At 71.6% G+C, this 19,508-nt stretch carries 19 protein-coding genes; 16 read left to right on the top strand and 3 right to left on the bottom strand.

Features of this window, described 5'->3' with window-relative positions; genetic code table 11:
• The first annotated feature begins 72 nt into the window (after window positions 1-72).
• The 3 genes from SOM19_RS01775 (at window position 73) to SOM19_RS01765 (ending at window position 4,244) form a co-directional block, all read left to right on the top strand.
• On the top strand, window positions 73-1,512 hold the full coding sequence (locus SOM19_RS01775; protein ID WP_320484831.1) for an MFS transporter: 1,440 nt from the start codon (window positions 73-75) through the stop codon (window positions 1,510-1,512).
• Between the two features lie 91 nt (window positions 1,513-1,603).
• The gene (locus SOM19_RS01770) at window positions 1,604-2,161 is read left to right on the top strand and encodes a hypothetical protein (RefSeq protein WP_320484830.1); all 558 of its coding nucleotides are present in this window, start codon (window positions 1,604-1,606) and stop codon (window positions 2,159-2,161) included.
• A gap of 172 nt (window positions 2,162-2,333) precedes the next feature.
• On the top strand, window positions 2,334-4,244 hold the full coding sequence (locus tag SOM19_RS01765) for a vWA domain-containing protein (protein ID WP_320484829.1): 1,911 nt from the start codon (window positions 2,334-2,336) through the stop codon (window positions 4,242-4,244).
• A gap of 30 nt (window positions 4,245-4,274) precedes the next feature.
• Here SOM19_RS01765 and SOM19_RS01760 read toward each other — a convergent pair whose 3' ends face one another.
• Window positions 4,275-4,832, bottom strand: coding sequence for a MarR family winged helix-turn-helix transcriptional regulator (locus tag SOM19_RS01760; RefSeq protein WP_320484828.1), 558 nt, complete (start codon window positions 4,830-4,832; stop codon window positions 4,275-4,277).
• Between the two features lie 116 nt (window positions 4,833-4,948).
• Here SOM19_RS01760 and SOM19_RS01755 point away from each other — a divergent pair, with 116 nt between their 5' ends.
• The 13 genes from SOM19_RS01755 to SOM19_RS01695 all read left to right on the top strand — a co-directional run bounded on the left by SOM19_RS01755 (window position 4,949) and on the right by SOM19_RS01695 (window position 17,860).
• Entirely contained in the window at window positions 4,949-5,779 is an 831-nt protein-coding gene (locus SOM19_RS01755) for a MarR family winged helix-turn-helix transcriptional regulator (protein WP_320484827.1), read from the top strand.
• 148 nt (window positions 5,780-5,927) lie between these two features.
• Entirely contained in the window at window positions 5,928-6,620 is a 693-nt protein-coding gene (locus SOM19_RS01750) for a sirohydrochlorin chelatase (protein ID WP_320484826.1), read from the top strand.
• A gap of 171 nt (window positions 6,621-6,791) precedes the next feature.
• On the top strand, window positions 6,792-8,528 hold the full coding sequence (locus SOM19_RS01745; RefSeq protein WP_320484825.1) for a nitrite/sulfite reductase: 1,737 nt from the start codon (window positions 6,792-6,794) through the stop codon (window positions 8,526-8,528).
• Window positions 8,525-9,268 carry a phosphoadenylyl-sulfate reductase gene (locus SOM19_RS01740; protein ID WP_320484824.1) on the top strand — a complete coding sequence of 248 codons (744 nt, stop codon included), beginning with the start codon at window positions 8,525-8,527 and terminating at the stop codon, window positions 9,266-9,268. Before SOM19_RS01745 ends, SOM19_RS01740 begins: the two co-directional genes overlap by 4 nt.
• The gene (gene cysD, locus SOM19_RS01735) at window positions 9,265-10,185 is read left to right on the top strand and encodes a sulfate adenylyltransferase subunit CysD (protein WP_320484823.1); all 921 of its coding nucleotides are present in this window, start codon (window positions 9,265-9,267) and stop codon (window positions 10,183-10,185) included. Before SOM19_RS01740 ends, cysD begins: the two co-directional genes overlap by 4 nt.
• The gene (locus SOM19_RS01730) at window positions 10,185-11,501 is read left to right on the top strand and encodes a sulfate adenylyltransferase subunit 1 (protein WP_320484822.1); all 1,317 of its coding nucleotides are present in this window, start codon (window positions 10,185-10,187) and stop codon (window positions 11,499-11,501) included. The genes cysD and SOM19_RS01730 overlap by 1 nt, the downstream gene beginning before the upstream one ends.
• 43 nt (window positions 11,502-11,544) lie before the next feature.
• Window positions 11,545-12,612: an ABC transporter substrate-binding protein gene (locus SOM19_RS01725; RefSeq protein WP_320484821.1), complete on the top strand. Its 1,068-nt coding sequence runs from the start codon at window positions 11,545-11,547 to the stop codon at window positions 12,610-12,612.
• Window positions 12,613-12,755: 143 nt separating this feature from the next.
• Window positions 12,756-13,481 (top strand): ABC transporter ATP-binding protein, encoded by a 726-nt coding sequence (locus SOM19_RS01720; RefSeq protein ID WP_320486645.1) that lies wholly within the window; start codon window positions 12,756-12,758, stop codon window positions 13,479-13,481.
• A complete protein-coding gene (locus SOM19_RS01715) occupies window positions 13,471-14,391 on the top strand; it encodes an ABC transporter permease (RefSeq protein ID WP_320484820.1) in 921 nt (306 codons plus the stop codon). The genes SOM19_RS01720 and SOM19_RS01715 overlap by 11 nt, the downstream gene beginning before the upstream one ends.
• Window positions 14,388-15,203, top strand: coding sequence for a uroporphyrinogen-III C-methyltransferase (gene cobA, locus SOM19_RS01710; protein ID WP_320484819.1), 816 nt, complete (start codon window positions 14,388-14,390; stop codon window positions 15,201-15,203). Before SOM19_RS01715 ends, cobA begins: the two co-directional genes overlap by 4 nt.
• Window positions 15,200-16,570 (top strand): FAD-dependent oxidoreductase, encoded by a 1,371-nt coding sequence (locus tag SOM19_RS01705; protein ID WP_320484818.1) that lies wholly within the window; start codon window positions 15,200-15,202, stop codon window positions 16,568-16,570. Before cobA ends, SOM19_RS01705 begins: the two co-directional genes overlap by 4 nt.
• Complete coding sequence (fdxA, locus tag SOM19_RS01700) at window positions 16,567-16,896, top strand: ferredoxin (RefSeq protein WP_320484817.1); 330 nt, start codon at window positions 16,567-16,569, stop codon at window positions 16,894-16,896. Before SOM19_RS01705 ends, fdxA begins: the two co-directional genes overlap by 4 nt.
• Window positions 16,889-17,860 (top strand): NAD(P)/FAD-dependent oxidoreductase, encoded by a 972-nt coding sequence (locus SOM19_RS01695; protein WP_320484816.1) that lies wholly within the window; start codon window positions 16,889-16,891, stop codon window positions 17,858-17,860. Before fdxA ends, SOM19_RS01695 begins: the two co-directional genes overlap by 8 nt.
• 26 nt (window positions 17,861-17,886) lie before the next feature.
• Here SOM19_RS01695 and SOM19_RS01690 read toward each other — a convergent pair whose 3' ends face one another.
• Both SOM19_RS01690 and dcd read right to left on the bottom strand, forming a co-directional pair.
• Complete coding sequence (locus SOM19_RS01690) at window positions 17,887-18,534, bottom strand: PadR family transcriptional regulator (protein WP_320484815.1); 648 nt, start codon at window positions 18,532-18,534, stop codon at window positions 17,887-17,889.
• Between the two features lie 277 nt (window positions 18,535-18,811).
• The gene (dcd, locus tag SOM19_RS01685) at window positions 18,812-19,417 is read right to left on the bottom strand and encodes a dCTP deaminase (RefSeq protein WP_320484814.1); all 606 of its coding nucleotides are present in this window, start codon (window positions 19,415-19,417) and stop codon (window positions 18,812-18,814) included.
• Window positions 19,418-19,508: the final 91 nt, after the last annotated feature.

Raw genomic sequence — 19,508 nt, 5'->3', positions numbered from 1 at the left:
CTCGCGTCGCGATGAGGCGGCGCGCTCGCCGGCGCCATCCGCCGTTCATCGAAGGGTCCTAGCGTGACGGACATGAGTTCGCCCGAGCTGCCCGCGGAGCCGGGGGCATCCGACGCCCGCTCCTCCACCGCCGCCGTCGGTCAGCCGCCCGAGGAGCGCGTCGTCCCGCGCCGGCAGGTCATCTCGTGGGCGCTGTGGGACTGGGCGACCCAGCCGTTCAACACGGTGCTCCTCACGTTCGTGTGGGTGCCGAGCTTCCTCGTGTCGCCGTTCTTCCTCGACCCCGTGATCGCCGCGTCGGGCGTCGTGGACGGCGAGAGTATCGACTGCGACACCGCGGTGAACACGGCGACCGAGTACTGCCGTGCGCTCGGGGAGCTCGACGCGAACCTCGGCTGGGGCATCATGGTGGCCGGCATCCTCATCGCGCTCCTCGCGCCCGTGCTGGGTCAGCGCGCCGACGCCACCGGCCGCCGCAAGCTCATGCTCGGCATCTTCACCGGGCTGCTGATCGCCTGCCAGCTCGCCATGGCGTTCGTCGACGGCATCCCGGCCCACTTCTGGTTCGGCGTCGCGATGATCGCCGTCGGCAGCATCGTGGGCGAGATCGCCGGGGCGAGCTACAACGCCCTGCTCGTCTCCGTCTCGACGCCCCGGACGGTCGGCCGGGTCTCGGGCCTCGGCTGGGGATTCGGCTATCTCGGGGGCATCGTCGCCCTCACGATCGTCGTGGGGCTGATCCTCGGCGGCGTGCTCGACGGCACCGAGCCGCGCACATTCCAGCTGATCGCGGCCGGCGCGACGGTGTGGACGATCGTGTTCTCGATCCCCATCTTCCGCACGGTGCCCGAGCCTCCCTCCAACCCCGACGCCAAGCGCGTCAACTTCTTCCGGGGGTACGTGGAGCTGGTGCGCTCCGTGGTTCGCCTCTGGCGCGAGAGCCGCTCGACGTTCTGGTTCCTGCTCGCCTCGGCGGTCTACCGCGACGGACTCGCCGCGGTGTTCACCTTCGGCTCCGTCATCGCCGCCCGGGTCTTCGGGTTCGGCTTCACCGACCTCGTCATCTTCGGCATCGTGCTCAACCTCGTCGCGGGCGTCTCGACGATCTTCGCCGGGCGCCTCGACGACCGCTTCGGCCCGAAGCCCGTCATCCTCGTCGCGATCGGCGGCATCATCGCCTGCTGCGTCACGGTGTTCCTCGGGGCCGCGGCCGGCGACGGGCTCTTCTGGGTCGTCGGCATCGTGCTGGCGGCGCTGGTCGGACCGGCGCAGGCCGCGTCGCGGTCGTTCCTCGCCCGCCTCACCCCCGGAGGCCGCGAAGGCGAGATCTTCGGCCTCTACGCCACGACCGGACGCGCGGCGAGCTGGCTCGCGGCACTCCTGTGGGGCGTCTTCATCGCGGCGGCGGCGAACCAGACGCTCTACGGCATCCTCGCCATCGCCCTCGTGCTGGCCATCGGCTTCGTACTGCTCGTGTTCGTGAAGGCGCCGCCCCGCGCCCCGCGGGCCTAGCGCCCGGTTCGGAGGCACCTGCCGGTTTCGGATAGCCTCACTGCGGGGGGTCACTCACGCGACCGCAAAACGACCGGAAGACCCCTCACCCGTGACGATCCCCCTCACCGAGCGACATCGGCGCACGCGCCATCGCCGGGCCGTCCGCTACTGGTGCGTCCTCCTGGCCATGTACCTCTCGCTCACGCTGGGGGCCGAGCTTCGTCCGCCCGAGTGGCTGCACTACGGGGCGCTCTTCGTGCACCTCGGCTCGGTCATCGTGGGACTCGGGGCCGCCGTGCTGCTCGAGATCTGCGGGCTGCTGTGGATCCGGGGGCGCTCGACGCTCGGCGACCTGCGCCGCATCGAGCCGACGGTGACGGGACTGGCCTGGCTCGGCATCGCAGGCCTGCTCGCCAGCGGCGCGTTCCTCGAGCCCGACCTCGCCGAGCCGCTGACCGCCCTGAAGATGCTGGCCGTGCTGATCGTCGCGCTGAACGGCGTCGCGATGACCCGGCTGACCGGCGCACTGGGCCGGCTGCCGGCGCACGTCGAGTTCGTGCGGCTGCCGACACGCGTGCAGCTGTGGTGCCTGTGGAGCGCGCTCGTCTCGCAGGCGGGATGGTGGACCGCCGTCATCGTCGGGATGATGAACACGGCGTCGCACTGAGCTCAGGGTCGCGTGGCGCCCCGTCACGGGCTAGGCTCCTGGGATGCCGGTCTCCCGACCCGGTTCAGGTCCCCCCACCTGAGGTATTCGACATGCCCGAGCCTTCCTGCGACGTCGCCTTCGGCGCGAGCGCTCCCTTCGCGACGAGCGAGTGCTGTCTGGCGCGCCTTCGATGACCGCCGGCTCGGCCAGCGCCATCGAGGAGCGACGCGAGCGTCGCCGGCGTCGCCGTCGTCAGTTCCTGCTCTGGACGACCGTGGTGAGCATCGTCGCTCTGGTCGCGGCGATCGGCACGGTGTCGACCCTGATCGTCTCGGCACTGGCCGCCGAGGATGCGCCGACGGCCGAGCAGCCGCCCGCGCCCGAGCCCGAGCCCGAGCTCATCGAGTTCCCCGAGGACGAACCGGCCGCAAGCCCGGGCGGCAAGCCGTGCGTGACCGTGCCCGTGCTGTCGTCGTTCGAGAACGCCGACATGGTGGCGGCGCTGGCCGCGGCCTACAACGACGCGCCGCGCAATGTCGCCGGGTCCTGCGTGACGGTCGTGGCGAGCAAGGACAAGTCGGGGGTCGCCGCCTCGCTCGTGGCCGAGGGCTTCCCGGGCCACAAGGCGGACGCGAAGCCCACGGTGTGGCTCCCCGACGCCTCCACCTGGCTGGATGTCGCGCGCGCAGAGGGCGCCACCGCGCTGCGCGCCGACGGGACGAGCGTCGGCTCCTCGAACGTCGTGCTGGCCATGCCGGCGCCGCTCGCCGAGGCCGTGGGCTGGGATCAGGCGCCGCCGACGTGGGCCGAGGTGTTCGCCGCCGCCGAGGATGCCGACCTGTGGAGCGATCTCGGCTACCCCGACTGGGGCACGTTCAAACTGGGGAAGACCAGCCCCCTCGTCGCGACATCGGGCGAGGCCGCGATGTTCGCCTCGTTCGGAGCCTCGGCCGGCTCGGTCGCCGACGTCACGGCGGAGCAGGTGTCCGACCCGAGCGTGGTGGAGGAGGTCCGCCGGCACGAGCTCGCGACGAGCCACTACATGGCGACGCCCGAGCACTTCCTGTGGCATGCCCGCCAGGCCGAGGACAAGGGCGGGTCGTCGGCGGACTTCCTGTCGGCGGTCATCGTCGACGAGAAGTCGGTATGGGACTACAACCGCGGCATCACGAGCCGTGACGGCGTCACGCGCGTCGAAGCGGAGCCTCCGAAGGAGCAGCTCGTGCCGATCTACCCGACCGACGGGTTCTACGTCGCCGACAACCCGGCGATGCGACTGACCGGCGACTGGATCGACCCGGTCGAAGCCGAGGCCGCCGCCGACTTCATCCGCTTCTCCCGCACCGCCCAGGGCCAGGCCGCCGTGCGGACGTCCGGCTACCGCGACCTGAACGGCGTGCTCGACACCGGGGTCGCCGACACGGCGAATGTGGCCGAGGCGCCCACGGGCGCCCTCGCGCTCCCGAGCGCCGAGGTCGTCACGGCGGTGCACGCGGCGTTCCCCGAGGTGCGCAAGCGTACGAACGTGCTCTTCCTCATCGACGTCTCCGGCTCGATGGACGAGGAGATCGGCGGCGGCCAGACCAAGCTCACCGCGGCGAAGAGCGCCATCGCCCTCGCCCTCGACCACTTCACGGAGGGCGATCAGGTCGGCCTCGCCGCCTTCGCGCAAGACGCCGATGGGGCGATGCTTCCCGGTGTGGTGTCGCCGGTCGCCGACATCGGCGCATCCCGGAAGTCGCTGCTGAGCGCGGTCGACGGCCTGCACTCGATGGGCGATACGCCGCTCTACCTCGCGGTGGACACCTTCGCCCGTCAGCAGGCGGCGGCATGGTCCGCCGACCGCATCAACGCCGTCGTGCTGCTCAGTGACGGGGAGAACGACACGAACACGCCGACGATCGGCTCGGAGGAGATGCTGGCGACCCTCGGCGAGCTGCACCACACCACCCCCACGCTGGTGTTCACGCTCGCGTACGGCGCCGACGCCGACGTGGCGACGCTCCAGTCGATCTCCGGAGCGACGGGTGCGCACTACTACGACGCCACCGACCCCAGCAAGGTGGAGGCCGTCCTCGGCGATCTGGTGACGAGCTTCTGACGCCCGCGTCGACGTGACGCTGGTCTCGCGTCAGCGCGGCCAGGAATCGGCGAGTTTGGTGAGCAGCCGCGCGAGGTCGGCGCGCTCATCGTCGGAGAACGCGGCGAGCGCGGTGTCGATGGCCTCCCGCCGTTCGCCCCGGAATCCTCGCACGAGCGCGGCTCCGGCATCCGTCAGCGCCACCCGGGTGCGCCGGGCATCGTCGGGGTCGGCCTCGCGCCGGACGAGCGAGAGCTGGAACGCCTGCTGCACGAGCCGGGACGCGCGAGGCTGATCGACGCCCACAGCGTCGGCGATCTCGCCCACCGAGAGCGGATGGGATGCCGCGGCCAGCGCCTCGAGCAGGCGCATGCGGGCCGGTCCGCCGATCCGGGCGGCGCCCTGCCACGGCGGTCCGTCGTGACCGCGCCCGTGGTGGGGGCCACCCCGGCCCCACGGACCGTCGCCGTGCCCATGAGGCCCCCCGTGCAGACCCTGCGGTCTGGGGCCGGCGCCGGGGTCCCACGGCGGGCGCGGCATCCGTCGTCCGCGCAGTCGTGCGAGAGCGGCGGCGATCGCGTCGGCCGAGTCATCGGAGCTGTGGGGCATGGGTCCAATTTACATGCGACTTGACATGCTTTGCAGTCGCATGTCACACTACATGTACATGCACTTCGACATGTAATCCCCGGCGGCTCGACCGGCCGCCCCCGAAAGGACTTCCCATGAACACCGACAACGAGAACGACGACATCGAGAACGACGACATCGACACCGGCACCGACACCCCCACGGGGAGCCGACCGCTCGGCTACTGGCTGCGCACCGTCGACAGCCTGCTCACCCGCGAGTTCGCGGCCGCCTTCGAGACGGAGGGCATCAGCCGCCGGGACTGGATGCTGCTGAACGTGCTGACCGGCGACGTGCGGGCCCCCGGCTTCGCCGAGCGCCTCGCCCGCAAGGGCAAGCGACTCCGCCGCCTGGAGGAACTCGGCTGGGCCGAGGAGCAGGGCGACGGCACCTGGACCGTCACGGACGAGGGTCGCGCCGCCAAGGAGCGGCTCGGCGCGGTGGTGGACGGCATCCGGTCCCGCGTGGCCGGCGCGGTCTCCCCCGAGGACTTCGCGACCACCCTCACCTCGCTCGAGGCCATCGCCCGCGAGCTCGGCTGGGACGAGAGCATGCGCTTCCCGCGTGGTCGCGGCTTCGGCCCCGGCCGCCGCGGCGGCTCCTGGCCGTTCCGCCCCGAGATCCGGTTCGGGTTCGGCCCGAACCTGCACCACGGCTTCGAGCCCGGCCGCCCCGGACGGCCCGGCACCGACCCCCGCCACGGCACCTCGCACGGCGCCGCGTGGCACGGCCGCGCGCACGAAGGCCACGACGGCTGCGCCCACGACGGCCACGTCGAGGGCGAGCGCGGGCACGGCCACCACGAGCACCCCGGTCGTCACGGTCAGGGTCACCGTGGTCACGACCGCGGCCATCGCGCCGAGACCGCGTACGAGCGCGGGTTCGCAGCCGGGTTCGACCGCGGCCGGGAGTCCGGCGCGGCCTGATCATCCGACGGCACGGCCACAGGGGCGGGCGGAGCCGAGCCTCGCATCCGGCAGCGGATCGGGCGCGGCACCGGCCCGCCGCTGTCGTCGCCGGTCCGCACGGTGCCGGTGCGCGCGCCGGCCAGCGCCGGACGGCACAATAGTGGGGATGACGAACCCGGCGCTCCTCGCGATCTCCCACGGCACCGCCTCACCGGCGGGTCAGGCCGCCGTCCAGTCGCTCGTCGCGGCAGTCGCGGACCGTCTGCCCGACGTCACCGTCCGGCTCGGGCATGTCGACGTGCAGCAGCCGGATGTCGCGGCCTCCCTCGACGCCCTTCCGCCGGGGCAGCCCGTCGTGATCGTGCCATTGCTGCTCTCCGCCGGCTATCACGTGCGCGTCGACCTCAAGAAGGAGACCGCCGGGCGCGACGACGTCACGATCGCCCCCGCTCTGGGTCCCGACCCGCGGCTGGTCGATGTCCTGGCGGCAAGACTGCAGCCGTTGGCGGTGCAGCCCGGCGATGACGTCGTGCTGGCCGTCGCCGGTTCCAGCGATGATCGTGCGAACGAGGACTGCCGGGCGATCGGCGCGATGCTGGCCCAGCGCCTCGGGCGCGAGGTGACAGTGGGCTTCCTGGCGGCGGCCGATCCGCGGCTGGGCACCGCGGTCTCGAGTGTGAGAGACACCGCACGTGAACGCGTCGTCGTCGCGAATTACCTGCTCGCACCGGGGTACTTCCACGACCTGGCCACGCGCCTCGCCGACGGCTCCCCCGTCGCCCGTCCGCTGCTCGACGACGACGAGCCCGCCCGGTCGCTCGTCGACATCGTGATCGACCGGTACCGGTCCGCGCACTGATTCCTGGACCGCGCCCGACAAACCCGGGCCGGTGCAACTCTGTGTCGGCTCGTTACGCCGGGTGACGTCACTTGACGCTGGGATAGGTGCGGGCGGAGACCCCTTCTACTCTCGCGGCATGGGCTCGATAGAGTCCGCCCCGAGGACGCTCGGGGTCATCCGGAGGCCACCGTGACTATCAGCGACACCGAACCGCGCGCAGCGGCATCCCGCCCGGGCGGCGCGACCGCGCGGCCGCCGCGCCCGTCGTCCAAGCCCAACGGGCAGTGGAAGATCGACGGCACGACCCCGCTCAACGGCAACGAGGAGTGGAAGCAGGTCGACAACGGCCTGAGCGTGCGCGAGCGCATCGAGAACGTGTACTCGAAAGGCGGGTTCGCCTCGATCGATCCCACCGACCTGCACGGGCGGTTCCGCGTATGGGGCCTCTACACGCAGCGCAAGCCCGGCATCGACGGCGGTCGCACCGCCACCCTCGAGCCGCATGAGCTCGAGGACGAGTACTTCATGCTGCGCGTCCGCATCGACGGCGGGCAGCTCACCACCGAGCAGCTCCGTGTGATCGCCGGCATTTCGACGGAGTTCGGACGCGACACCGCCGACCTGACCGACCGCCAGAACATCCAGCTGCACTGGATCCGCGTCGAGGACGTCCCCGAGATCTGGCGCCGTCTCGAGGCGGTCGGGCTCCAGACCACCGAAGCCTGCGGCGACGTCCCGCGCGTGGTGCTCGGCTCGCCGGTCGCGGGCATCGCCGCCGACGAGCTGATCGACCCGACGCCGCAGATCGACGAGATCACCGCGCGCTTCATCGGCGACGACTCGCTCGCGAACCTGCCGCGCAAGTTCAAGTCCGCCGTCACCGGCCACCCCAGCCAGGACGTCGTGCACGAGATCAACGACGTCGCCTTCGTCGCCGTCGAGCACCCCGAGCTCGGTGTCGGCTACGACCTCTGGGTCGGCGGCGGCCTCTCCACGACCCCGCGTCTCGCCGAGCGCCTGGGCGTGTTCGTCTCCGCCGATCGGGTGGCGGATGCCTGGCACGGCGTCGCGCAGATCTTCCGCGACTACGGCTACCGGCGGCTGCGCAACAAGGCGCGGCTGAAGTTCCTGCTCGCCGAATGGGGCACCGAGAAGTTCCGCCAGGTGCTGCAGGACGAGTACCTCGGCTATGAGCTGCCCGACGGCCCCGCGGCGACCAAGCCGCTCGCGCACGGCGACCACGTCGGCGTGCACCGGCAGAAGGACGGCCGCTTCTACGTCGGCGCGACGCCCATCGTCGGCCGCGTCTCCGGCCCGAATCTCGCGAAGCTCGCCGACCTCATCGAGGCACACGGTTCGAGCCGCCTGCGCACCACGCCCCATCAGAAGGTCGTGATCCTCGACATCCCCGAGGACCGTGTCGAGTCGCTGATCACGGGCCTCGACGAGCTCGGGCTCTCCGCCCGCCCCAGCCTCATCCGCCGCGGCACGATCGCGTGCACGGGCATCGAGTTCTGCAAGCTCGCGATCGTCGAGACCAAGGCGTTCGCCACCGACGCGGTGCTCGACCTCGAGAAGCGGCTGGAGCAGTTCGAGCTGCCGCATCCGATCTCCCTCCACGTCAACGGGTGCCCGAACTCCTGTGCGCGCATCCAGACCGCCGACATCGGGCTCAAGGGCCAGCTCGTCACGATCGACGGCGAGCAGGTGCCCGGCTACCAGGTGCACCTCGGCGGCGGGCTCGTGAACGCCGACCGCGAGGAGGCCGGGCTCGGGCGCACCGTGCGCGGTCTCAAGGTCGCCGCCGACGGCATCGCCGACTACACCGAGCGGGTCGTGAAGCGGTTCCTCGCCGAGCGGGATGCCGACGCCGACGAGACCTTCGCCCAGTGGGCCCACCGCGCCGATGAGGAGGCCCTCCAGTGACGGTCGCCCTCGCGCCGCGTGTCGCGCTCAAGCGCACGAACGACGAGCTGAAGGCCCTCGCCGAGCGAGGCGCCGCAGAGCTCCGCAGCCTCGCCGCGGGCGAGGCATCCCCCGCCGACGTCATCGCCTGGGTCGCCCGGAACTTCTCGATGACCGCCGCCGCGGTCGCGTGCTCGATGGCCGACGCCGCGCTGCCGCACCTCGTGGCCGAGCAGCTGCCCGGCGTCGACGTGCTGTTCCTCGACACCGGATACCACTTCGCCGAGACGCGCTTCACCCGCGACGAGGTCGGCCGCGTACTCGACGTGCGGATCGTCGACGTGCTGCCCGAGCAGACCGTCACCGAGCAGGACGCGCAGTTCGGCGCCCGGCTGCACGACCGCGACCCCGCCCTCTGCTGCGAGCGCCGGAAGGTGGCACCGCTCAAGGACGCGCTGTCGGGCTACGAGGTGTGGTTCACCGGCGTCCGTCGCGAGGAGGCGCCCACCCGCGTGAACACGCCGCTGGTGCAGTGGGACGGGCGCAACGGCCTGGTGAAGGTGAACCCCGTCGCCGCGTGGACCTTCGACGACCTGCTCGACTACGCCGGCGCCCACCAGGTGCCGGTCAACCTGCTGGTCTCCAACGGCTACCCCTCGATCGGCTGCGAGCCGTGCACCCAGCCGGTCGCGGCCGGCGCAGACCCCCGGTCCGGCCGCTGGGCCGGCCTCTCGAAGACGGAATGCGGACTCCACGGATGACCGAGACCATCACCGCCCCCACCACGAGGCTCTCAACGCTCGACCTGCTCGAGGCCGAGGCGATCCACGTGATCCGCGAGGTCGTCGCCGAGTTCGAGCGTCCGGTGCTGCTGTTCTCCGGCGGCAAGGACTCCGTCGTGGTGCTGCACCTGGCGGCCAAGGCGTTCGCGCCCGGGCGAGTGCCCTTCCCGGTGCTGCACGTCGACACCGGCCACAACTTCCCCGAGGTGCTCGCCTTCCGCGACGAGACGGTCGCACGGCTCGGCATCCGCCTCGAGGTCGCCCGCGTGCAGGACTACATCGACGACGGCCGCCTGCAGGAGCGGGCGGACGGCACGCGCAACCCGCTCCAGACGCTGCCCCTGCTCGACGCGATCGCCGCGGGACGCCACGACGCCGTGTTCGGCGGTGCCCGCCGCGATGAGGACAAGGCCCGCGCCAAGGAGCGGATCATCTCGCTCCGCGACGAGTTCGGCCAGTGGGATCCGCGCAACCAGCGACCCGAGCTGTGGAGCCTCTACAACGGCCGCCACACCCCCGGGCAGCACGTCCGCGCCTTCCCCATCTCGAACTGGACCGAGTTGGACGTATGGCGCTACATCGAGCGCGAGGCGATCGCCCTCCCGCCGCTCTACTTCGCGCACGAGCGGGAAGTGTATGCCCGAGACGGCATGTGGCGGCCCGTCGGCGAGTTCTCGCCCCCTCGCGCCGAGGAGACCGTCGAGCGACGGACGGTCCGGTACCGCACGGTGGGCGACATGAGCTGCACCGGAGCGGTGGAATCGGATGCCGCGGACCTCGCCGCGATCGTCGCCGAGGTCGCCGTGTCCACCCTCACCGAGCGCGGTGCCACTCGCGCCGACGACCGTCTCTCGGAGGCGGCCATGGAAGACCGCAAGAAGGACGGGTACTTCTGATGAGCGCCACGCTGACGTCCGAGGGGACCCTCTTCCGCTTCGCGACCGCCGGTTCGGTCGACGACGGCAAGTCGACGCTGGTCGGCCGGCTCCTGCACGACTCGAAGGCGATCCTCGCCGATCAGCTCGAGCAGGTCGCGCGCACGTCGGCTGAGCGCGGGTTCGCCCACGGCGGCTTCGACTTCGCCCTGCTGACCGACGGCCTCCGCGCCGAGCGCGAGCAGGGCATCACGATCGACGTCGCGTACCGGTACTTCACCACGGGCGCGCGGTCGTTCATCCTCGCCGACTGCCCGGGCCATGTGCAGTACACGCGCAACATGGTGACCGGCGCGACGACGGCCGATGCCGTGATCGTGCTGGTCGACGGACGCAAGGGCGTGCTCGAGCAGACGCGCCGCCACCTCGCCGTGGTCGCGCTGCTGCGCGTGCCGCACGTGATCGTCGCGGTGAACAAGATCGACCTCGTCGGCTTCTCGCAGGACGCGTTCGAGGGCGTTGCGGCCCAGGCGGTCGCGGTCGCGGACGAGCTCGGCATCGAGGGTCTGCACGTCCTGCCGGTCTCCGCCCTCGAAGGCGACAACATCGTCGAGCGCTCGGTGCGCACGCCCTGGTACGACGGTCCGGCGCTCCTCGAGCTGCTGGAGTCGCTCCCCGCCACCGAGCAGCTCGAGCAGGAGCTCGAGCCGCTGCGGCTGCCCGTCCAGCTCGTCCTCCGCCCACAGGGCGGCCTCGCACCCGAGGTCGCGGCGGATCCGATCGAGGCCGAGCGGCTTCGCGACTACCGCGCCGTGGCCGGACGCATCTCGTCGGGAACGGTGCGCGTCGGGGACCCGGTCGAGCTGTTCCCCTCCGGCATCGCGACGACGGTCACCGGCATCCGGTCGGCCGGCGTCGAGGTGGACGAGGCCGTGGCTCCGCAGTCGGTGTCGCTGGAGTTCGCCGACGACCTCGACACCGCGCGCGGCGCACTCGTCGTGGCGGCGGGCACTCTCCCCCAGGGCCGGCGCGAGATCGAGGCCGAGCTCTTCCAGCTCGACGCCCGGCCGCTCACCCCCGGCGTGCGCGTGCTCGTCAAGCACGGCACCACCACGGTGCAGGCGATCGTCGCGCAGATCGAGTCCCGCTACGACCTCGACGCGCTCACGCACGAGCCCGCCCAGGCCCTGCAGACCAACGACATCGGCCGCGTGCGCCTGCGCCTGGCCGCCGAACTCCCGCTGGAGCCCTACGGCTCGAGCCGGCACGGGGGCTCGTTCCTCGTCATCCATCCGTCCGACGGCGCCACACTCGCCGCCGGCATCGCGCGCGACTGACGCGCGCGACATCCACCAGAACTGCCACCGAAGGAGGCGAACCGTGAACACCATCCGCACTGCGACGACGATCACCACTCTGGGACTTGTGGTCGTGATGATGGCCGGCTGCGCCTCGGCGGCGGGCAGCACTCCCGCCGCCGCCGAGGTGGAGGAGCTGCGCCTGGGCTACTTCGCGAACGTCACCCACGCGCCGGCGCTCGTCGGTCTCGAGGAGGGCCTGTTCGAGGACGCCCTGGGCGGCGTCGACATCACGACCTCCGTCTTCAACGCCGGTCCTGCCGCCATCGAAGCCCTGACGGCCGGGGCGATCGATGCCACCTACATCGGTCCCAACCCCTCGATCAACACCTTCATCCAGTCGGGCGGGGCGTCGGCGCGCATCATCGCCGGAGCGGCCACCGGAGGTGCCGCCCTCGTGGTCGCCGACGGCATCGACAGCCCCGACGATCTGGCGGGCACGACACTCGCCTCGCCGCAGCTCGGCAACACGCAGGACGTCGCACTCCGGGTGTGGCTCGACGAGCAGGGGTACGCGACCGACACCTCGGGCGGCGGCGACGTCTCGATCACGCCGACCGAGAACGCCCAGACGCTCACGCTCTTCCAGCAGGGCGAGGTCGACGGCGCGTGGCTCCCCGAGCCCTGGGTGTCGCGACTCGTGCTCGACGAGGGCGCCCACGTGCTGCAGGACGAGGCCGAGCTCTGGCCCGACGGCGAGTTCCCGACCACGGTGCTCCTGGTGCGTGCGGAGTTCCTCGATGAGCACCCCGACGTCGTCGAGCAGCTGCTCGAAGGACACATCGCCGCCGTGCAGTGGATCGCCGACAACCCGGCCGACGCGCCCGGCGTGATCAACGCCGCGATCGAGGAGGAGACCGGCAAGCCGCTCGCCGACGCCGTCATCGAGCGCGCCCTCGAGCACGTCACCTTCTCGGTCGACCCGCACGCCGACACGTTCGAGACTCTCGTCGCCAACGGACTCCAGGCCGGCACGCAGAAGGAGGGCTCGATCGAGGGCCTGTTCGACCTGCGGGCGCTCAACGGCCTGCTCGAGGCATCCGGTGACGAGCCCGTCTCGGCCGCAGGGCTCGGAGAGGACTCGCCGTGAGCTCGGCCGCGCGCAGGGCCTCCGGTGTCGCGCCGTCGCCTGCCGGCGGCGCGGCGCCGGGGGCCGGCGTGCCCAACCTCCTCGGGCCGAGCTTCGACGGTGTCACACCGGTGCTCGCCCCCGCGCCGGCAGCCCCGCCGGCCGTGCGGATCGACGGCGTCTCGAAGCGGTTCGGCAACGGCCCGCTCGTGCTCGACGACGTCGCCCTCGACATCGCGCCCGGTGAGTTCGTGTGCCTGCTGGGTGCGTCGGGCTGCGGCAAGTCGACGCTCCTCAACCTCATCGCCGGACTCGACCGGCCGACGGCGGGGCGCATCGACACTCCCGCTGCCGGCTCGGCGGTGATGTTCCAGGAGTCGGCGCTCATGCCGTGGCTCACCGCGCGTCGAAACGTCGAGCTCGCCCTGCGCCTGCGGGGCGTGCCCCGCGGAGAGCGCACCGAGAAGGCGATGGCACTCCTGGACACCGTGAACCTCGCGGATGCGGCCGAGAAGCGCCCGCACGAGCTCTCGGGGGGCATGCGGCAGCGCGTCGCGCTCGCCCGGGCGCTCGCCCAGGACCGGCCCGTCCTGCTCATGGACGAGCCCTTCGCCGCGCTCGACGCCATCACGCGCGACCTGCTGCACGAGGAGCTCGAGCGGGTCTGGCGTGCGACCGGCCGCACGATCGTCTTCGTCACGCACAACGTGCGCGAGGCCGCCCGCCTCGGTCAGCGCGTCGTGCTGCTCTCGAGCCGACCCGGGCGGGTGGCCGGCGAATGGCGCATCGCCCAGACCGTCGGCCGCCGCATCGAGTCGCCCGAGGTGGCGGCGCTGTCGGTCGAGATCACCGAGCAGCTGCGCAAGGAGATCCGCCGAAATGCCGCGTGACACCACCCTGGAGCCCGCCCGCACCGAGGCCGAGGCATCCGCTTCCGACGATCTCCGCAGTCTCGCGGCGGGCCTCGACCGCCTGCAGACCGATGCCGAGACCACGTCGTCGCGCTGGCGCCGATTCGCCGAGAGCGTGCTGCCGCCGATCGTCTTCGTGCTGCTGCTGATCGTGGTGTGGCAGCTCTACGTCGTGATCGCCCAGCCGCGGCCCGACATCGTTCCGAGCCCGCTCGACGTCGCCGCCGCCCTCGGTGACGCGTGGGAGTCCGGCCGGCTGCAGGAAGCCGTCGCGACGAGTCTCGAGCGCGGCGTGGTCGGCTTCCTCATCGCGATCGCCGTCGGCACGCCCATCGGGCTGCTGCTCGCCGAGGTGCGCCCCATCCGTCGAGCCGTCGGCCCGATCATCTCCGGCCTGCAGGTGCTGCCCTCCGTCGCGTGGGTGCCCGCCGCGATCATCTGGTTCGGCCTCTCCGACGCGACCGTCTACTTCGTGATCCTGATGGGCGCGATCCCGTCGATCGTGAACGGGCTCATCGCCGGCGTCGAGCAGGTGCCGCCGCAGCTTCGGCGTGTGGGTACCGTGCTCGGCGCCTCGCGCTGGCAGCTCGCCACGGCCGTCATCCTGCCGGCCGCGCTGCCGGGCTATCTCGCCGGGCTCAAGCAGGGCTGGGCGTTCTCGTGGCGCTCGCTCATGGCGGCCGAGATCATCGCCGTCGGCGGAACGATCGGCTTCGGGCTGGGCTCGATGCTGCAGCAGTCGCGTGAGCTCGCCGATCTCGCAGGAGTGCTCGGCACCATCATCGTGATCCTCGTGATCGGCATCCTCATCGAGCTCGTCTTCTTCGGGCCGCTGGAGCGACGGATGCTGAAGCGCCGCGGCCTGCTCGTCACCGGAGGTGCGCGATGATCCCCACGGCCGGCAAGGTGTGGCTCGTGGGCGCCGGGCCCGGAGACCCGGGGCTGCTCACCGTGAAGGGTCTGCGGGCCCTCGAGCGCGCGGACGTCATCGTGGCCGACCGGCTCGGCGCCCGTGCGGTGCTGGACGGCCTCGCGGCCGACGGCGTCACGCTGACCGCCGAAGTCGTCGACGTGGGCAAGCTCCCCGGGCACCACGCCGTGCCGCAGGATGCCATCAACGCCCTGCTCGTACAGCTCGCACGCGACGGCCGGTCGGTGGTGCGACTCAAGGGCGGCGATCCCTACGTCTTCGGCCGGGGCGGCGAGGAGCTCGCCGCCTGCCAGGACGCGGGGGTCGAGGTCGAGGTGGTGCCGGGCATCACCAGCGCCATCTCGGTGCCCGCCATCGCCGGCATCCCGCTGACCCATCGCGGTGTCGCCACCGCCTTCACGGTCGCGACCGGTCATGAGCAGATCCGCGAGCTCGCCGGCGGGCGCGACCACACCGTGGTGCTGCTCATGGGGGTGGGAACGCTCGCGAACTCCGCGCTCACGCTCGCACGCGGACAGCGCGGCGCCGACTGCCCGGTCGCGGTCGTCGAGGACGGCTTCGGCCCCGGTCAGCGCGTCACCGTCGGAACTCTCGCGACCATCGCCCAGCAGGCCGGCGCACGCGGCGTCCGCTCCCCCGCGGTCGTCGTGGTGGGCGACGTCGTGCGCCTCAGCCCCTATGCCCCCGACGAGGTCGCCACCGTCGATCTGTCGACCTTCGACCCCCTCGCCCCGCGGGGCGACTCCTCCCCCGGAAAGGCCTCCCGATGACCTCTTCGACCATCGACCACCTCCGCGTCGCGATCGTCGGCGCCGGCCCCGCCGGCATCTACGCCGGCAACATCCTCGCCCACTCGGTGCGCGACGCCGGCGGCTCGGTCGCGATCGACCTGTTCGAGTCCCTCCCGGCGCCGTACGGCCTGATCCGCTACGGTGTCGCACCCGACCATCCCCGCATCAAGGGCATCGTCAACTCGCTCCACGAGATGCTCGACGCGGGCACCATCCGCTTCCTGGGCAATGTGGAGATCGGCCGCGACATCGCGCTGGACGAGCTGCAGGAGCGCTACGACGCCGTCATCCTCGCCACCGGCGCGATCCGCGACGCGGCGCTCGACATCCCGGGCATCGACCTGCCCGGCTCGTTCGGCGCGGCCGACTTCGTCGCGTGGTTCGACGGACACCCAGACGTTCCCACCGAGTGGGCCCTCGACGGCGCCGAGGTCGCGGTCATCGGCAACGGCAACGTGGCGCTCGACGTCGCCCGGATCCTCGCCAAGCACGCCGAGGACCTCCGCTCCACGGAGATCGCCGACAACGTGCTGGCGGGGCTCGAAGCCTCGGCCGTCACCGACGTGCACGTTTTCGGCCGCCGCGGCCCCGCCGACATCAAGTTCACCCCGATCGAGCTCCGCGAGCTCGGCGAGGTCCCGAACGTCGACATCGTCGTCCACGACGAGGACTTCGCCCACGTGGATGCCTCGACCGCCGCGACGAACCAGCTCAAGGTCATGCTGCGCATCCTCGAGAGCTGGCGCACCCGGGAGCGCAGCGGGGCGAGCCGCCGCCTGCACCTGCACTTCTACCACTCGCCCGTCGAGGTGCTCGGCGCCGACCGCGTGGAGGGCCTGCGCTTCGAGCGCACTGAGCCGACCGGAGATGGCGGCGTCCGGGGCACGGGCGAGTTCCGCGAGCTCCCCGTGCAGCAGGTCTACCGCGCCGTCGGTTATCACGGCACTCCCGTCGTCGACGCGCCGTTCGACGAGGCGCGAGGTGTCATCCCGAACGTCGAGGGTCGCGTGACGGTCCCCACGCCGGGTCTCTACGCGACGGGGTGGATCAAGCGCGGACCCGTCGGCCTCATCGGCCACACCAAGTCCGACGCCATGGAGACGATCGCGCACCTCGTCGCGGATGCGATCGGCGGGCGGCTGACCGCACCGGCCGTCGAGGGCGACGTGCTCGATCTCCTGGAAGAGCGCGACGTCGCCTACACGACGTGGGACGGCTGGCTGGCGCTCGACGCGCATGAGCGGGAGCTGGGCGCGAGCCACCGTCACACCCGCGAGCGGGTCAAGGTGGTGCCCCGTGACGAGCAGGTCGAGGTGTCGCGCACGGGGGCGCTGATCGGGTCTTGACGTATGTGATCGCTCTTCCCTGTGTGGATGTCAAGGACCGGGCCTGTATCGACGAGTGCCCGGTGGACTGCATCTACGAGGGCGACCGGTCGCTCTACATCCACCCCGACGAGTGCGTCGACTGCGGTGCATGCGAGCCGGTCTGCCCCGTCGAGGCGATCTACTACGAGGACGACCTGCCCGACGAGTGGCAGGACTACTACAAGGCCAACGTCGAGTTCTTCGACGACGTGGGGTCGCCCGGCGGCGCTGCCAAGGTCGGCGTGATCCACAAGGACCACCCCGTCATCGCCGCCCTCCCTCCACAGGGAGCAGCACATGACTGATCCGGCATACACCGCGTCCACCCCGTCCGTCGAGGTCGACGTCGTGATCGTCGGCGGAGGGCCGGCCGGGCTCTCCGCGGCGCTCAACCTGGGGCGTGCCCGCGCCTCGGTCGTGCTCGTCGACGCCGGTCGCCCGCGCAACGCCGCCACCCTCCGGTCGCACGGCTTCCTCACGCGCGACGGCATCTCGCCGCTGGAGCTGCGCAAGCTCGCACGCGCGGAACTGACCGCGTACCCCGAGGTGACGGTGCTCGATCGCGCCTCCGTCACCGCCCTCCTCCCGACGGATTCCCCGAGCGGCATGCGATTCATCGCCGCGTTGCACGGCCGCGGACAGCGCACGCCGCCGGCCGTCGCCGCCCGATCCGTGCTCGTCGCGACGGGCCTGAGCGAGACGCTCCCCGCCATACCCAGCCTCCGGGCGTTCTACGGGATGACGATGTTCAGCTGCGCCGCGTGCGATGCCTGGGAGCTGCAGGACCGTCCGCTCGCCCTCATCGGCGAGACGCCCGACCTCGCCTCCCGAGCACGACTCATCGCGCGGTGGACCGACAGGCTGACGGTCTTCACGAACGGCGCCGACGTCATCACCACTGTCGAGGAGGCCGAGCTCGCGGCATCCGGGATCGTGGTCGAACGCCGCCCGATCGACGACCTCGAGGGCGACCGCGGGGTCGTCACCGCCGTCCGCCTCGTCGACGGCGAGCGGATCGAGATCGAGGGCGGCTTCGTGCGGCCGCACTGGCAGCCCGCGCTCGACTTCCTGCAGACGATCGACATCGGCCGGGACGCCGACGGCCATCTGGTCGCCGACCGCTCCGGGCGCACCTCGGTCCCAGGGCTGTATGCCGCGGGGGATGCCGCGTCCCCCGGGCCGCAGCAGCTCATCGTCGCAGCGGGCCAAGGTGCACGCTCCGCCGCGGTGCTGGTGCACGACCTCATCGGGGTGCGGACGGCGCACTGAGCGGCGCCTCACCGGGCCGCGAGCGCTCAGGCGCCCGGCGGCCTCGGGGGCTCGCCGGCACGCAGGCCCGCCGCGAGCAGCTCCCGTACCTGCGCGTCGTCCGCGGCCGGGGCCACGGTGTCGGGCCACCGCTCGATCTGCGCCAGCGCCCAGGTCGCCCAGCCGATGATGTGGTCGAAGTGGCCGATCATGAATGTGTTCGCCAAGCCGAAGAGATGCCGCCGCTCGGGAAAGGTTCCGCCTGTCGCGCTGATGTAGGCGGCGTGCTCGGCGAACAGTGCTCGCTTGGCGGCCGCATCGGCGCGCATCTCCTCGAGGGTGCGGCGCAGGTCGTCGATGGAGCCGTGGTCCGACATCAGCACGCGGACCATCCCCTCGAACTCGAGCGCGGGCGGGGCCGCCGTCGTGGCGAGCCACTGCCCGAGCTCGTCGCGCCCGGCTGGCGTGAGCGAGTACATCGTGCGCGGCCGCTTCCCGGCATGCTCCGAGCGAGTGGCCACGAGCCCGTCCGCCACGAGCCGCTTGAGCGTGTTGTACCGCTGCCGCTCCGCGCGGGGCCAGAGCTGGTCGACGCCGCGGCCCACCTGCTCGGCGAGCTGATACGCCGACCAGTCACGCGAGGCCAGCAGCCCCAGCGTGATGTAGGCCGTGGTGGGGAGCTCTCGATTCGTCACGACTTCCTCCGTCGAGACCGTCCGACGCTTTCCTCATAATTAGTTGGTGCGCGCACCCTGCCGCCACCCTATACTGCAAAATGCAGTAGTCATCATTTGTCGAGATGACCTTGAGTTGGGGACTCGGGTCATCGGAACGCGGTGAGGCTGGGGAAAACATCCTCCCGCTCGATGACTCTGGGGCGGCAATCGGAGCGGTGCCGGCGCATCGCGCTGGTGCCGCCCCGATCGTCCGCGCAGAGCCTCGCCGTGAACGCCCCGTCGAGCGCCGCCGGTGTCAGGCTCCGAGCGCTCCGGCATCCGTGGAGCCCACATCGGTGCGGTGGAAGTTCTGGAACGAACGGGATGCCGTCGGACCCCGCTGGCCCTGATACCGATTGCCGTAGGGGCCCGAGCCGTAAGGCGACTCGCTCGGCGAGGTGAGGCGGAAGAAGCAGAGCTGGCCGATCTTCATGCCGGGCCACAGCTTGATCGGCAGCGTCGCGACGTTGGAGAGCTCCAGCGTGACGTGGCCCGAGAAACCGGGATCGATGAATCCCGCGGTCGAGTGGGTGAGCAGGCCCAGCCGGCCGAGCGATGACTTGCCCTCGAGCCGCGCCGCGACGTCGTCGGGAAGCGAGACGAGCTCGAACGTAGAGCCGAGAGCGAACTCGCCCGGATGCAGGATGAACGGTTCATTCGGTGCGACCTCGATGAGGTGCGTCAGATCGGGCTGATCCTCGGCCGGATCGATGAACGGGTATTTGTGGTTGTCGAAGAGCCGGAAGTACCGGTCGAGCCGCACATCGACGCTCGAGGGCTGGACCATCGACGGTTCCCACGGGTCGAGCCCGATGCGCCGGGCGTCGATCTCGAGTCGGATGTCGCGATCGGAGAGCAGCACGACGCTCAGCCTAGCGGCGGGACAGCGGGCGCAGCGCCGCCCATGTCGCCGGTGCGTGGGACGATCCGCGGGACGACGATCGGCGGGAGGG

The organism is Microbacterium sp. CFBP9034, from assembly GCF_034045255.1.
Taxonomy (GTDB): domain Bacteria; phylum Actinomycetota; class Actinomycetes; order Actinomycetales; family Microbacteriaceae; genus Microbacterium.
This window is presented reverse-complemented; position numbering and strand designations above follow the sequence as displayed.